This is a genomic window from Rhizobium sp. Leaf306 (genome assembly GCF_001423425.1).
In the GTDB taxonomy this organism is placed as follows: Bacteria; Pseudomonadota; Alphaproteobacteria; order Rhizobiales; family Rhizobiaceae; genus Neorhizobium; species Neorhizobium soli.
The window spans coordinates 925,702-939,239 of sequence record NZ_LMNX01000003.1 but is presented as its reverse complement, the minus strand read 5'-3'; the positions used below and the strand labels follow the sequence as shown (position 1 = coordinate 939,239).

Genomic DNA, 13,538 nt, shown 5'->3' with positions numbered 1-13,538 from the left:
GTTATTGTACTGGATGAAAAGGTGTTGTACTTAGTACAATATCTTTTTGAGGGAGGTTTGAACCAATGCCAGGCAATTCTTCAGGTGTCGCAGCTGTTGAACGCGCTGTCTCGATGCTGGAAGCTTTTACCGATGTCGACTATTCGTTGACGCTCGGAGAGCTTGCGCGTCGCACGGAACTCGACAAATCCACGGTGCTGCGCATCGCGCGCTCGCTCGCGAAATCCTCCATGCTCGTTCGCAATGATGATGCTAGCTGGCGGCTAGGCCCGAAGCTCGTGCGTCTCGGCGGGCTTTATCAATCTACATTCAAATCAGCTGCCATCGTTGAGCCTTTGCTTGCCCAGATCAGCGATGAGAGCGGCGAGAGCGCTGCGGTCTACGTGAAAGAGGGAGATGTCCGCGTCTGCCTTCATCGGCACGATTCCACACAATCGATCCGCCACTCGGCGCGTGTTGGCGATTCCATGCCGCTCGATCGTGGCGCGCCTGGGCGTGTCATTCTGGCGTTCACCGGATCCGCCGGAAAGCTTTACGACGATATTCGCGCCAAGGGGTTTCATGTCACCATCGGTGAGCGTGACCCACAGGTCGCGAGCGTCGCCGTTCCCGTCTACCGCGACGGACAAGCCCTCTTCGGCTCATTGGCTTTGACCGGCCCGCCATCGCGTTTCAACGACGAGGCCGTGTCAAAAAATCTCGAAATTCTCCGCGTTGCCGCGCGCAAGCTCAGCGCTGCGCTTGGAGGACACCCCGGCTAGTTCCAGAGCGGGTGCCGGGCCCGCATAGCGTTCCTTGGGAGGAGCATATTGATGAATATGATGAGAACGGCGATATTGGCAGCCGGCACTTTGCTTGCAACGATTGGCTCGGCCCATGCCGAATGGCCGAAGGATCGACCCATTCAGATGATCGTTGCCTTTGCGCCGGGCGGCAGCACGGATGTCATGGCGCGTGCCATGCAGCCCTATCTTGAAAAAGAACTCGGCGCAGATATTGTCATCGAAAACCGCCCCGGCGCATCGGGCGAAATCGCGTATACGGCGTTGGCAAAGGCCAAGCCGGATGGCTACACCTTCTCCTACATCAACACGCCCGGTTTCCTGTCCATGCAGGTGCAGAGAAAGCTCGGCTATGATCCAAAGACCATCAAGCCGATTGCCCGTATCGTAGACGACCCTGCGGCTATCGTCGTTCCTGCGGCGTCAGAAATCAAAACTATCGCGCAATTCATCGAAGCAGCGAAGGCAAAGCCCGGTGCGGTTTCGTTCGGCTCATCCGGCATCGGCACGGATGATCACCTCGCCATCATCATTCTCGGGGCCGAAACGGGCACTAAGATGACGCATATTCCGTTCAACGGTGCCGGCGAAACCCGCACCGCGATCCTTGGCGCACAGGTGACCGGTGGCGGTCTCAACGTCAGCGAGTTCGGCGGCAACGATACGTCCGGCCTGCGGATGATCAATACTTTCGGCAAGGAACGCTCGCCTCAGCTTCCGGACGTCCCGACAGCCATCGAATCCGGATTCAATGTCGAGATGACATCCGAGCGCGGCATCGCTGCTCCCCGCGAAGTGCCGGCTGAAATCGCCGACCGTTTTGCTGCCGCCGTCAAGGCAACTCTGGATAACCCTGAGTTCCAGAAGCAAGCCAAGCAGATGGCGCTGCCACTTGCCTATCTCAGCGGTCCTGATTGGGAAAAGGAAATGCCAACGCGTCTCGCTCGCTTCCAGAAGATCTGGGACACAACACCTTGGGTGCAGCAATGAGCATAAAGCCTGCAGCAAACGGTCGGGACTTTCCCGATATTCTTGCGGGTGGCGTACTGATATTTCTGGGAGCGCTTGGCCTTTGGGCCGGGCGCGACCTGACATACGGCACTCCGGCAATGATGGGCCCCGGTTTCCTTCCGAAGTCCCTCTGCGCCATCATTGCGCTCATCGGCGTGATCGTCCTCATCAAGGCACTGTCCAAGCCACATGAGGCACTGGATGCGGTTAACCCCAAGCCGCTGCTTATTCTGGTCGCCGCCATCGCAGGATTTGCGTTTGCAGCCGAACGCTTCGGCTTTGTCGCTGCAACCATCTGGCTTCTGGTTGTGGGAAGCCTTGCCGATCCGGAATCGCGCTGGAAGGAGATTTTCATCTCGACCGCAGTTCTGACGACGCTCGGCGCGCTTCTCTTCGTTTACGGACTTGGCGTCCAGATGCCGATCTGGCCCTTCTGACGACCTTTCCTGATTTGATCGGATTATTTCGATGGCTTTTCTCGACGTCCTTATGCTCGGATTCTCCGAGGCCCTGACACCTACCAATCTGATGTTTTGTTTCATCGGCGCGCTTCTGGGAACCCTGATCGGCGTTTTGCCGGGTATCGGCCCGACTGCAACCGTGGCAATTCTTCTCCCCGTCACCTTCTTCCTACCGCCTCTCGGGGCGTTGATCATGCTGGCCGGCATTTTCTACGGCGCGCAATATGGTGGCTCGACGACGGCCATTCTGGTCAATCTTCCCGGTGAAGCCTCGGCGGTGGTAACCGCGATCGACGGGTACCAAATGGCACGAAAGGGCAGGGCGGGCGCCGCCTTGGCCATTGCAGCGCTCGGCTCCTTCTTCGCGGGCACGGTTGCAACGATCGCTCTGGCCGTTGCCGGACCGACGCTGTCTGCCTTCGCACTGTCCTTTGGACCAGCCGAATATGTCGCGCTGTGTATCTTCGGGCTGCTCGCTGCCACCATTCTCGCCCACGGTTCTGTCGTGAAAGCCATCGGCATGGTTTGCCTCGGTCTCGTGCTCGGCATGGTTGGCATCGACGTCAACAGCGGTTCGGCCCGCATGACCTTCGGCTCGACCGACCTTTATGATGGTATCGATTTCGTCGTGATCGCCGTTGGTCTGTTTGGGATCGCGGAGATTGCCACCAATCTTGAATCCAAGGAAATCCGCGGCGTTCTGCAAAGCAAGATCGGTCGGCTGTGGCCGACGCGGGAGGAATTCAAGGACAGCTGGGCAGCAGTTCTGCGCGGCACCGGCGTTGGAACCATCCTCGGCGTTCTCCCGGGCGGCGGCGCCACGTTAAGCGCCTTCAGCGCCTATTCCGTCGAAAAGCGCATTTCGAAGACGCCGGAGAAATTCGGTCACGGCGCGATTGCAGGTGTTGCCGGACCCGAGGCTGCGAACAATGCCGGTGCCCAGGCATCGTTCATTCCGCTTCTGACGCTGGGTATCCCTTCGAATTCGATCATGGCCATGATGCTGGGCGCGATGACCATCCACGGCATCACCCCCGGCCCATCGGTCATCCAGAACCAGCCGGAACTGTTCTGGGGTCTGGTCGCATCGATGTGGCTCGGCAACGCCATGTTGCTCGTCATCAATCTGCCGCTGATTGGACTGTGGGTGAAGCTGCTGCAGATCCCTTACCGCCTGATGTATCCGGCTATTTTGCTTTTCTGCTGCGTGGGTGTTTACAGCGTCAGCAATCGTGGCTTCGACGTGGCACTGGTCATCCTCTTCGGTATCCTTGGATACGTCCTGCGGAAGGCAAAATGCGAGCCGGGTCCTCTGCTTCTCGGCTTCGTTCTGGGCCCGCTTCTGGAAACAAACCTGCGCCGCGCGATGCTCTTGTCTCAGGGTGACTGGTTGGTTTTCTTCGAGCGACCGATCAGTGCCGTTCTCCTTGTCATCACAGCTCTGATGCTGCTGACGCTGATCCTGCCCACCATTCGCAAGAACAGAAAAGCCGCTTTCGAGGCGAGCGAAGATTAGAGAAGAGGGCGCCTTTAGGGGCGCCCTTTTTCATTGTCTTAAACTCAAATCGAAACGCCGCCGATGTGGTCATCGGTGAAGGTTGAAAATTATGGTTTCCGCTCTTTCTGCTTCGGCTGGGCACCGCCTGCGCGATGTCCTGTCTCTTGATGATTTCGAGCTTCTGGCGAAACGTCATTTGCCCGCGCCGCTTTTTGGATACATCGCCGGGGCAAGCGAGACGAATGCCTCGCTGCGCATGAATGAAGCGGCGTTCAGGGAGATAAGCCTCACGCCACGGGTTCTAAGAAACGTGTCGACCAGAACCACAAAGACAATCTTGTTCGGCGAGGAATGGAGCGCTCCGTTTGGGATAGCGCCGATGGGTATAAGCGCCCTAATAGCGTACCGCGGCGATCTTGTTCTTGCCCAAGCTGCGCAGGATGCCGGGATTGCCATGATCATGAGCGGCTCATCACTGATACGGTTGGAGGAGATCATCGAAGCTGCACCTCGATCATGGTTTCAGGCCTATCTACCGGGAGAGCCGGACCGGATCGATGGATTGATAGATCGAGTGGCTTCGGCAGGCTACAAAACTCTAGTTCTGACGGTGGATACCGCCGTGCTGGCCAACCGGGAAAATAACATCCGCGCTGGCTTCTCGACGCCTCTTCGGCCAAGCCTCCGTCTTGCCTGGCAGGGAATGACCCATCCGGCATGGACGATTGGAACTTTCGCACGTACGATACTCAATTACGGCATTCCCCATTTTGAGAACTCGTATGCGACGCGCGGTGCGCCGATTATTGCGTCGAACGTCATGCGCGACTTCGGCAAAAAGGATCATCTGAGTTGGGACCACTTCAGCCGGATCAGACAAAGATGGACCGGGAACTTGGTCGTGAAGGGGATACTTCATCCCGAAGATGCAGCCATTGCCGCAGAGCGTGGGGCGGATGGCATCATAGTTTCCAACCATGGCGGCAGGCAGCTTGATGGCGCGATAGCACCTATGAAAGCTCTGCCTGCGATAGTGGATAGAGTAGGATCAGAAACGGTTGTCATGATCGATGGTGGCATTCGTCGGGGGACAGATATCGCAAAAGCCCTCGCGATTGGTGCGAAATTCGTATTCGTAGGGAGGCCATTCCTTTACGCCGCAGCAGTAGGTTCAAAGAACGGTGTCGCGAAAGCCGCAAGCATCCTTGCGGATGAATTGCACAGGAATATGGGGCTGTTGGGTGTGACAGAAATTATTGAGCTTCCATCAATTTCTATTCGCGTCTGAATTTCGCTCCGCCGCTCAACTCGAAAATCCATCGTCATTGGCCGCAACGGACGAATGCTATTAGTATGATGATTGCTCACGCTTTCGTATGGTGCTTTTAAAAGCGGCCATCAGTCCTATCTCTTCGATTGTCAGCGTATCGAGACTTCCCGCTGCATGAGCGCGATATCAGCACTGGAGCAGGGCTCACCCTCACTGTTGGTCAGCATGGCAATTGCAGCGTCCGCTTCCGCCGCAGAGCGAGTGGCACGAACAAGGATCGTTCGGCGACCGTGTCGAGCATTGTCTGCTCGTCGCTTCGGACCAAGGCCCAAGTGATCCACAGCATTCCCAAGACTGTAACACCCGCGCCCAGGATGCCGGGGATGAGCAGCCGCGATGACTTTAGAACGCCGCAGGCTGCCCTCCCATTGCTGCCATCTTCTTCCCCGTTACACCAGTACAGGTGAATTGTCATGAATAGAGACCGAATGGAGAATGCTGACCGCCCACTCAAGACATTAGTTTCTAATTTGAGAGCTCAGGCGATCAGTCAGGTCGGGAATGCGATTATAATGGGTTCGTAATTTGCGGCTATATGCCGTTAATCGCGAACAACGCGCCTGAATGCACCGGACGAATCGAAGCGGCACTCGAACGTGGTGACCCGCGATCCCTCGGGTGGGAACTGGCCGTAGACAGTGAACCCGCCCCCCGTGCGCTCCACCGGGAGAGTAAGGATTTCCTGAGGCCTCCGACCGAACGTGGCTGATGCTTCTCCCTGGCAGAATTTACCCATGCTTCCGATGGAGACCCTCTGCCGCGACTTCGTTTCGATGTCGCGTTCCGGCGGCGGTGAATACGTGTTGCCGCGGAACGGGAAGTCCGGCTTGTCGCCACGGGAGTTCGGACATTCGTAGCTCATGGAGTACCAGGTCACCGGTCCTGGAACGCTGTCGCCGAGGAGCCCTCCGGCGTGGCTTTCACTGAAAAGAACGTGGTATTCACCACCGCAGACGCGCTGGGCTTCCTGGATGCATGCTCCGCTGTTGCCCTTGCACTTCGTCTGGTGAACGTCGTTTGCGGACGCGGGGAGGGCCGACAGCAGGACCATGCCCATGAGAGATTTCGCTACGAGACGCATTCCAAGTCCTTTCGTTCGAACGTTGCGGCACGAAGGCCATGAGGTGGATTTCTTAGCGACCACTGGCCTTCGACGTTCACTCCACTGCGTTGATCGGCACGTGGCCGAACTCCAACATGAAGACAAATCCAGTCCAGTCATTGATGATATGGGCGCCCGCGGAGACCCAGAGATTTCTCGTGACGATATAGGCGAGCGTGAGTATCAGGCGGGCAAAACCGATGCCGATGAGAGACTGTGCAAAGTGCCAGTCATAGGTCGGCAGATGCGCCGCGCCGAAGAGCAGAGACGAAACGACAACGGCGATAACGATCCCCAACCTTCGTGACAGGTGCAAACGCTGTACGCACAGCCACAAAACAGCGAGGAAAGGCAGTATTCCGAAAAGCTCTTCCCCTACCAACTGGATGCCGGTCACGAGAAGCGTGGCACTCACCTGGGTTGCCGACATCGCGGCGATCGCATCCGCGACGGGATTGGAGTAAAGTTCGAAAAACTGTTGCAGGACCAAGCCCATCGCCATGGATCCCAGCAGCGTAGCAACCCCGAACAGCACCATCAGCCCCACGGATCGAAATCCGACAGGACGGAACAGGCAGTTCCAGTGTGGCCCGGCTACCTTGCGAAGCGCCAACACGGGGACTGCGACGAACAGCAGCGCCGGAATGAGATTGTAGGGGAAGGTGCGAAGGGGAACGAGGGTGAGCACAAGCAGAGCGCTCGCCAACGATACAATGACAAGGAGCCAGCCCGGTCCATCAATTTCGACGGGCTTGCCGTTGTAGAACGGGAAATCGCGATCGGTTGAAATCACCCTTCGAACCTCGAAATTTTCGGACGACCGTGTCGCACGCGGTTCGGATGACTACTCGACGTAGAGCGTGAGATCGTAACTCGCGGTCTCATTGCGCCTTGCGGCATTGCGCATCAGATAGACGTCGATGAGGTACTTGCCGCTCGACGGGATCGTGATGCTGGTGCCGTTTCCATCGATCGAGCTGTTGTACATCGCCGCATCGGCGCCCGGAGCGGTCACATTGAAGTAGAGGCTTGTATTGCGGGAATCGAGCTGGACGCTCATCTTCTGGCCGGCCGTAACCGACAGCGCGTACTGAACCGTCTGGTAGCCTTTGACCGACGATTTGATGGTCGAGCTCGAGGATCCCGTAGCAAAACGAACCGTCTCGCGCCGCATCTCGTCGGCGACGGAGGGCACGGCTGCCATCATGGCGACCCCGAATATCAGGCTTTTCATCATCTTCATCGACTGGCTCCTCCCGTTCGATCTACGAGCAAAGTCTCTGGCACGGCTTGGCAACTTGACGAAGTTGCTCGGGTTCATGCGACGACCTCCCGGTGTCTATCTCAAAAACCTACATTAGCTGAAATGGCATGGGAAGCCTGTTCGGCCAAATCCTTCACCGTGGCAGCTGCACTGCCCGCGCGCAAAGACAGGGCACAGCACAGTGACGTCTGGTGCCGACACTGGTAAGAGGGTGCAACCACACGCAAGCATCAACGGGAAGGACTGGCACGTGGACTTCATGAAACTGCTGAAGTCGCTCGAAGAGCTTCTCTACGAGCTGGTGTCGTGGTTGGTCTTTTATCCCGTTACCATGTGGCGTGCCGTCGTCAGGCCACTCAGCATGATGCGCTACGCAGACATCGAACTCGCCGACGAGCCGGAAGAACAGTATCAGGACACGCTTAGTCCGCCCCTGTTCCTGCTCATTACGCTGCTTCTCTCACAGGCGCTGTCTGGAGCACTGCCATCAGTCTACGATCCGACGGAAGCTGCCCGCGAGCTCGGCTCGGGCTCCAATCTTCTGATCGCAAGAGGGGTAATCTTCGGTATCTTTCCGCTCTGCATGGCGGTAACGCTGCTGCGATCGAAGAGGGTCAGGATCACCCGAAATTCTCTCCGCCCGCCCTTCTTCAGCCAGTGCTATGTCGCAGCACCCTTCGCCTTCTTTCTCGTGCTGGGCCTCGATTTCTTCAGCATCCCGCAGGAGCAGGGAAATCTCGCCGGCGGCGTCGCAGTGGCGGTTGCCACCATCTGGTACGCGCAGGCGCAGGTCCGCTGGTTCAGGCACGACCTTGGCGTCAGCGCGCTGAAAGCGATCGCTATTTTCGTCGGCGCATTCCTGTTTGCCACCATCGCGGCGTTTACCGTTGCAGCGGTGATTACTCTCGACGCTAAGAGCATCGCTCCCGCCCCTGGTTGATTGACTGGCGGAGATGCGCGACCGTGCCATGTCGTCATTTTCGTCCTTGACGGATGATCAGCCACATGGGGATGAAAACTCCGGTGACCACCCAGAGAACCACGAAGGCACCGAAGTGAAGTCTTCCTGTTACGGCAAGTGATATGCCGAGGACAACGGCCGCTACGGTTGTTACCAAGACTGTGGCGGACATGATGATCCAGAAAAGCATTGTGATTCCATGATGATGTGATCGGCACGGTACTTCGCAGGACCATCCCTGCCGACGGGGGTCACGCCGGCCTTGGCGCAGATAGAATCTCAAACCGGCTCCCGCGATCAAAACGCGTGCGCCGTTTTGATGGCCTTGCAGCATCAAGGTCTCTGTGTGACGATCCAACACTCAGGAGGGACTTCATGAACCGCGGCGAAGATTTTGCCCACATCGTCTACACGCTTCTCGTGGTGGAGAAGCAGATGTCGGTTGAGGAAGCGGCCGCCGCCTTGGGGATGAGCTACGCCTCGCTTCACTCGCGACTGATCGCTCGCAGCCCTTTTTCCGCCGACGAGATCCAGGCTCTGATCAGAGTGTTACCGGACCCGAGGCTGGCGTCTTATCTTCTGGACGGAAGCGTCTTTGTGGCAGCGGAGCGTATAATGCCTCCGGTCGAGGGACGCCTTTCAAACGAAGCGGTACAAAGGGGAGCGACAAAGGTCGTGGTCGAAGCGGCCGATATCCTTGAGCTTGTGGACGCTGTGTTGGCAGGCGGCGGGCTGGACCACCGTCACAAGAGGCTTCTACTGAAGGATATCGTTGAGGCCGAACGAGCGCTTGCAACACTTCGGTTGCAGATCGCAGATGCTTGACCGACGGAGACAGCAGGCCATCAACGATACAAGCGGTTCTGATCCAAGCTGCAAGATTGAACGGTTGTAGCCGCCTGAAACCGTGTTTTCCAACTGATCACGAATTCGACCGCTTCGAAGTTCCCCCAAGGCCCGCCCCGATGGATGACCTCGGCTTGTAGAAACCGTTGATCGTTTCGGTGAGGGCGTTGTCGTAACTGTCGTCGACGCTTTCGATAGAAAGCTTGATGCCAGCTTCTGCCAACTGCATGGTGTATTTAACGCCCCTGTCCGAGTGATGCACGAGGCCGCCTCCATGAGCGGCACGCCGAGCTCGAAGAGCCTGCTTGAATGCATCGAGGACAAAGCGAGCATTCGCCGTCGGCTCGCCCGCCCACTCGTGCAGCGTGGCTGGCAAGCAGCCGATCTTGGCCGCTATAGATGAAACGGCAGCTCAGCGTGATGAATGCTCGGCTGGCGGTCCAGCACCATACGGATGGCAACCGCACGGACTTCAGGTGAAAACTCGTTCTTTATCTTGGTCATGATGGCTCCACTTTCTCTGAAGTTGGAGCCTCCGGCAAACCCGGCGGTTCACTGTCCCCGATGACCAGCCCATTTCCTGTTCACCTTCGACCAGCAAAGTCCAGCAATCCTTGGAGGCCGGGACGTCGCTGTTGAGGTCAATTCGGCGGCGCATCCGGTTACGCGGCGTCGCGGCCGTCGAACGCTTGGCGCGCCCGCTCCACCGCATCCAGATGCTCCATGGTCCAGGCATGGAGTGCCTGAAAAGGGCCGAGTAGCGAACAGCCAAGCGGCGTGATGGTGTATTCAACCCCAATTGGCGAGGTCTCTATGACCCGGCGGGAAATGAGGCCGTTGCGTTCCAGCCGCCGCAAGCATTGTGTCAGCGCCTTCTGCGTCACGCCCCCCAGGTGCCGCTTGATGCCATTGAAGCGCATAGGTCCCGCGTCCAGCACGCTGAGCACCATCATCGACCACTTGTCGGCGATATTGTCGAACAGCGAGCGGCTGGGACAGTTCTCATCAAAGTGCTGGCAGACGGGCATAGGGTTTCCTTGGTGATACCTAGGCGACTGTAAGTGCGTTCTTGCAACTTAGTAGCAGAAGTATACCTATCTCGCAAATCAAGGAAGGAGGCGCATCCCGCGTACTACCGGCTGCGGGCGGCAGGCGTCGTCGGCCTGCTCGACCGATCTGCTTCGTCTAGCGTCGGTGAAGTAACGTGACCGGCCGATCAAGTTAGGGCGTTCGGTCACTCCCAAGCAGCAAGATCATCCGCAGCCGGGAAAAGTCAGCCAGCTAATCAATTTAACCAAGTCAATCGACACAACACAGTCAGGAACCTTCCGTGATCCGCTTCTTCGCCCTCCTCCCCCGCCGCCCCGATATCGACCGCCAGCGCTTCCACGACCATTGGCGCCACCCGCACGGCACCATGGGCCGTCAGATCCCGGGCATGCTCACCTACGTCCAGGGGCACCAGTTCGATACCGACCGCCTCGGCCCGGGTCAGGACAAGTACGACGGCGTCGCGATGCCCTCGTTCGACTCCCCGAAGGACGCCGCCGCACTGGTCGACGAGCCCTTGTTCGTCGACAACATCCGCCCCGACGAGCCGTTGTTCCAAGACCTGCCGAATGTCATCTTCTTCATCACCGAGGAGGATGTAATCGTCTCGCGGCCTCCAATGGGTGCCGTATCCGACGTTGATCGACAATGGGACGTGCTGGAGCGGCCGACCAGCATCCATCTCCTGCAATTCGTGCACCTTGATGGCAATCCTGGTTGGGTGGGCGCTGATGACGCCGAGCTCGGCCTGCGGATCGGCGCGCTGCGTCACGCGGTGAACCGGCCGAGCGCCGAGGTGCACGGCGACGGCGCACCGTTCCTAGGCGCCCGCCAGTTGTGGTGGCCTACATTGACGGCGTTCCAGGACGGCGTGGACGCCGATCGGGCCGCCTTCGACGGGCTCCTCGCCCAGGCCGGTCAAGCCGTCACCATGTTGGCGGTCTCAGAGCGGTTTGTGCGGTGAGGCGGAGTTTTTTGGAGCGGCCGACAGGGCGCTAACCCTGCCGACCCTTTACTCCTTATCTGATAGGACTAACCCGCAGAGACACTGTCAAGCCGCTGCGGGTTAATCGGACTGAAGGGGAGCGCTGAAGGTCGCAATAGGGAGATGAGAGGTTTTCGTATCGCTTTGCCTTAAGGAGGTCGATCTCTCCCCAGCTCAACACGGAGCCGTCCAGTCCACCACCACCGCTGTGAGGTGTATTCCGCAGAGATGGTCTTGTCTGATGCTTTGCTGAGACAATGTAACTGTCAAATGACCCGCGAGACAGTTCAGTTAAATGGGGACGAGCCATGAGAGCGAATGCGGAATCGACCATTTTGAGTTTTGTCGCCAGTCGACCTGATGGGACGACGTGCCCGAGCGAAGTTGCGCGCAGCCTTGCAAATGATCACAACGCCCCGCTTGAGTGGCGTGACTACATGCCAGCCGTCCATGAAGCGGTTGATGCCTTGATTGCGCGAAGAGAGATCACTCTTTCCTGGAAATCTGTCGTAATGGGGGAGAGAACCGGTCCCTACCGTATAAGCGCTCGCAAGCAAAATCGCTAATGCCGAGACGTCTGCAGCCGCTTTTTAGCGCCCTAGACGAGCTCAATGACAGGAAACCGTTCAAGCACATCGCGACCGTGCTGATAGTCGCGAGCCCACTTTAGCATCTCTATAAGCTTCGGGTCAGTAAGTTTGCGCGCAAGAGCCGTCCGGTTATCGGGACTCGGGGAGCTTAGTCGTTGCCCGATTGATGTAATCGACCAGCGCGCGGGCAGCGGCGAATGATTTTACTATTTCCTCGACGAGATTGGAGGACACGAGCATCTCGTCAGAAACGTTGCGACAGGCTCCGAAGTTTTTGAGATTGAGAAAGTCGAGCGCGTCGTGATTTCTGACGTACCCGCTGGCGCTCAAATCATGACCGCCCGTCAGACCATTTGGGAAATATGTCCGAAATAATGGACCCTCGACGATCCCTCTCCATTTGCCGGTGTGGCTTGCGATTGTTTGCCGCAAAATGCGGGCAAGCCGTGGCGGGGGTAGCAGCGCTCCGCCTCCGCTGTATGAGCTGTGCGGAGAGATTTGCACGAAATATGTCGCGGCTGCGTTCTTCGAAGGCGAAACTCGCAACGTGATGCAGCATGTGCCTTTCGAGATAGACGCGGTACTCAAACATTTGCGGGGATCTCGGTTGGCCTCATCTACGCGCTTGTCGATCGACCCTGTGCTATTAGCCAACGCTAAGGTGAATTCAATTAAGTCGCGGCGCGCGCAATCAAGTCTAGCTCGGTTGTCGTCAAGCCACTCGGCGCCGTGATTACTGGAGGCTTCCTCTAGAAATTCAAAAGTCGATCGGTTGATCATCCACTGTCTCAAACATGGCAAACCGGCCTGTCATAGAACAGGCGGAACGTAAAGTGAACGGAAATAGCTCGAGCGGGCATGAAAAGAGTTGGAAGTCGGGTGCTTCCAATCGCTGAGTGCTTCCCCAGATAGGGTAGGGCTCGTGGAATTGCCACTTCGGTAACTGAGCGGCGAGTGGTTCGTTCGCAATTTCGTAAACACGTTGAATAGGAGAGGATCCATATGGCGAGAATGGTCAAGAAAGCGGATCTGCCGATGAAAACGTGTGCGACATGCGGAAAACCTTTTGCATGGAGGCTGAAGTGGGCCAAGAACTGGAGCGACGTGAAGTACTGTTCTGAACGCTGCCGCCGCTCTAAGCTCAAGCCACCACATCCAAAGTTATAGAATCCTGCCCGCCTGCAGATGCTTCGAAGGCTGCCGGACAAGCCGCTCCCGGCTATGATGGAGCAAACTTCGGACATTCTGAGCTATTTCGGTGACGAAAGATGGAGGCGAAGTGTCCCGGCACCATCACGGCTGCCGAAGAGATGATCCTAATGCCTTTGATCCTCTTGCTTTGCGGGTCGTATTGACCCCTGGGCGCAACAGTGGCCCGATCAGGTCGTGACGTCTTCGCGCCCAGTCACAGCCGACACAACCCGGAAAAGACTGCCGAGTTTACTGCATCGTACCACCAGCAAGACCGGGTAAGTCGCGCAGAGCCTCCGGGTCTGACACAAGTCTTTACGACAGCTACGCAAAGTTTTACCGATCGATTCACCGCGGTGCCTACCGTGCCGGCAAGGGGCAGCGATGGCTGAAAAAGCGTTATTGGGTTTCGGCTTACTGCTGATCGTTGCCGGGCTGATCTGGGCGCCCAAGGAGCGGCTTGAATA

General features: G+C 57.6%; 14 protein-coding genes and 1 pseudogene. 9 read left to right on the top strand and 6 right to left on the bottom strand.

What is annotated here, in order from left to right; all coding sequences use genetic code 11:
* Window positions 1–65: 65 nt before the first annotated feature.
* From ASG19_RS17655 to ASG19_RS17635, 5 genes are all read left to right on the top strand, one after another.
* On the top strand, window positions 66–761 hold the full coding sequence (locus tag ASG19_RS17655) for an IclR family transcriptional regulator (RefSeq protein WP_062460162.1): 696 nt from the start codon (window positions 66–68) through the stop codon (window positions 759–761).
* Between the two features lie 51 nt (window positions 762–812).
* Window positions 813–1,772 carry a tripartite tricarboxylate transporter substrate binding protein gene (locus ASG19_RS17650; protein ID WP_082476395.1) on the top strand — a complete coding sequence of 320 codons (960 nt, stop codon included), beginning with the start codon at window positions 813–815 and terminating at the stop codon, window positions 1,770–1,772.
* Entirely contained in the window at window positions 1,769–2,230 is a 462-nt protein-coding gene (locus ASG19_RS17645; RefSeq protein ID WP_062460158.1) for a tripartite tricarboxylate transporter TctB family protein, read from the top strand. Before ASG19_RS17650 ends, ASG19_RS17645 begins: the two co-directional genes overlap by 4 nt.
* A 31-nt stretch (window positions 2,231–2,261) precedes the next feature.
* The gene (locus ASG19_RS17640; protein ID WP_062460156.1) at window positions 2,262–3,770 is read left to right on the top strand and encodes a tripartite tricarboxylate transporter permease; all 1,509 of its coding nucleotides are present in this window, start codon (window positions 2,262–2,264) and stop codon (window positions 3,768–3,770) included.
* Window positions 3,771–3,861: 91 nt separating this feature from the next.
* On the top strand, window positions 3,862–5,040 hold the full coding sequence (locus ASG19_RS17635; RefSeq protein ID WP_062460154.1) for an alpha-hydroxy acid oxidase: 1,179 nt from the start codon (window positions 3,862–3,864) through the stop codon (window positions 5,038–5,040).
* A gap of 583 nt (window positions 5,041–5,623) precedes the next feature.
* Here the strand turns inward: ASG19_RS17635 and ASG19_RS17625 are convergent.
* From ASG19_RS17625 to ASG19_RS17615, 3 genes are all read right to left on the bottom strand, one after another.
* Window positions 5,624–6,163, bottom strand: a complete 540-nt coding sequence (locus tag ASG19_RS17625) for a hypothetical protein (RefSeq protein ID WP_156466544.1) — start codon at window positions 6,161–6,163, stop codon at window positions 5,624–5,626.
* A 76-nt stretch (window positions 6,164–6,239) separates the two neighbouring features.
* Window positions 6,240–6,977 (bottom strand): type II CAAX endopeptidase family protein, encoded by a 738-nt coding sequence (locus ASG19_RS17620; RefSeq protein ID WP_200933918.1) that lies wholly within the window; start codon window positions 6,975–6,977, stop codon window positions 6,240–6,242.
* A gap of 51 nt (window positions 6,978–7,028) precedes the next feature.
* The gene (locus ASG19_RS17615) at window positions 7,029–7,427 is read right to left on the bottom strand and encodes a hypothetical protein (RefSeq protein ID WP_062460147.1); all 399 of its coding nucleotides are present in this window, start codon (window positions 7,425–7,427) and stop codon (window positions 7,029–7,031) included.
* A gap of 280 nt (window positions 7,428–7,707) precedes the next feature.
* Here ASG19_RS17615 and ASG19_RS17610 point away from each other — a divergent pair, with 280 nt between their 5' ends.
* Together ASG19_RS17610 and ASG19_RS17605 are read left to right on the top strand one after the other, a co-directional pair.
* Window positions 7,708–8,388 carry a permease gene (locus ASG19_RS17610; RefSeq protein ID WP_244476223.1) on the top strand — a complete coding sequence of 227 codons (681 nt, stop codon included), beginning with the start codon at window positions 7,708–7,710 and terminating at the stop codon, window positions 8,386–8,388.
* A 396-nt stretch (window positions 8,389–8,784) separates the two neighbouring features.
* The gene (locus ASG19_RS17605; RefSeq protein WP_062460143.1) at window positions 8,785–9,234 is read left to right on the top strand and encodes a phage regulatory CII family protein; all 450 of its coding nucleotides are present in this window, start codon (window positions 8,785–8,787) and stop codon (window positions 9,232–9,234) included.
* Window positions 9,235–9,335: 101 nt separating this feature from the next.
* Here the strand turns inward: ASG19_RS17605 and ASG19_RS23985 are convergent.
* Window positions 9,336–9,595: pseudogene (locus ASG19_RS23985) on the bottom strand (IS3 family transposase); the annotation flags it as partial.
* 322 nt (window positions 9,596–9,917) lie between these two features.
* Complete coding sequence (locus ASG19_RS17600; protein WP_062460141.1) at window positions 9,918–10,283, bottom strand: helix-turn-helix domain-containing protein; 366 nt, start codon at window positions 10,281–10,283, stop codon at window positions 9,918–9,920.
* Window positions 10,284–10,585: 302 nt separating this feature from the next.
* Between ASG19_RS17600 and ASG19_RS17595 the strand changes: the two genes are divergently transcribed.
* Window positions 10,586–11,269, top strand: coding sequence for an EthD family reductase (locus tag ASG19_RS17595; RefSeq protein ID WP_062460139.1), 684 nt, complete (start codon window positions 10,586–10,588; stop codon window positions 11,267–11,269).
* A gap of 740 nt (window positions 11,270–12,009) precedes the next feature.
* On the opposite strand, the gene ASG19_RS17590 is transcribed toward ASG19_RS17595, so the two are convergent.
* A complete protein-coding gene (locus ASG19_RS17590; RefSeq protein ID WP_062460137.1) occupies window positions 12,010–12,660 on the bottom strand; it encodes a DUF2461 family protein in 651 nt (216 codons plus the stop codon).
* A gap of 222 nt (window positions 12,661–12,882) precedes the next feature.
* Between ASG19_RS17590 and ASG19_RS23620 the strand changes: the two genes are divergently transcribed.
* The gene (locus tag ASG19_RS23620; protein WP_082476393.1) at window positions 12,883–13,047 is read left to right on the top strand and encodes a DUF2256 domain-containing protein; all 165 of its coding nucleotides are present in this window, start codon (window positions 12,883–12,885) and stop codon (window positions 13,045–13,047) included.
* Window positions 13,048–13,538: the final 491 nt, after the last annotated feature.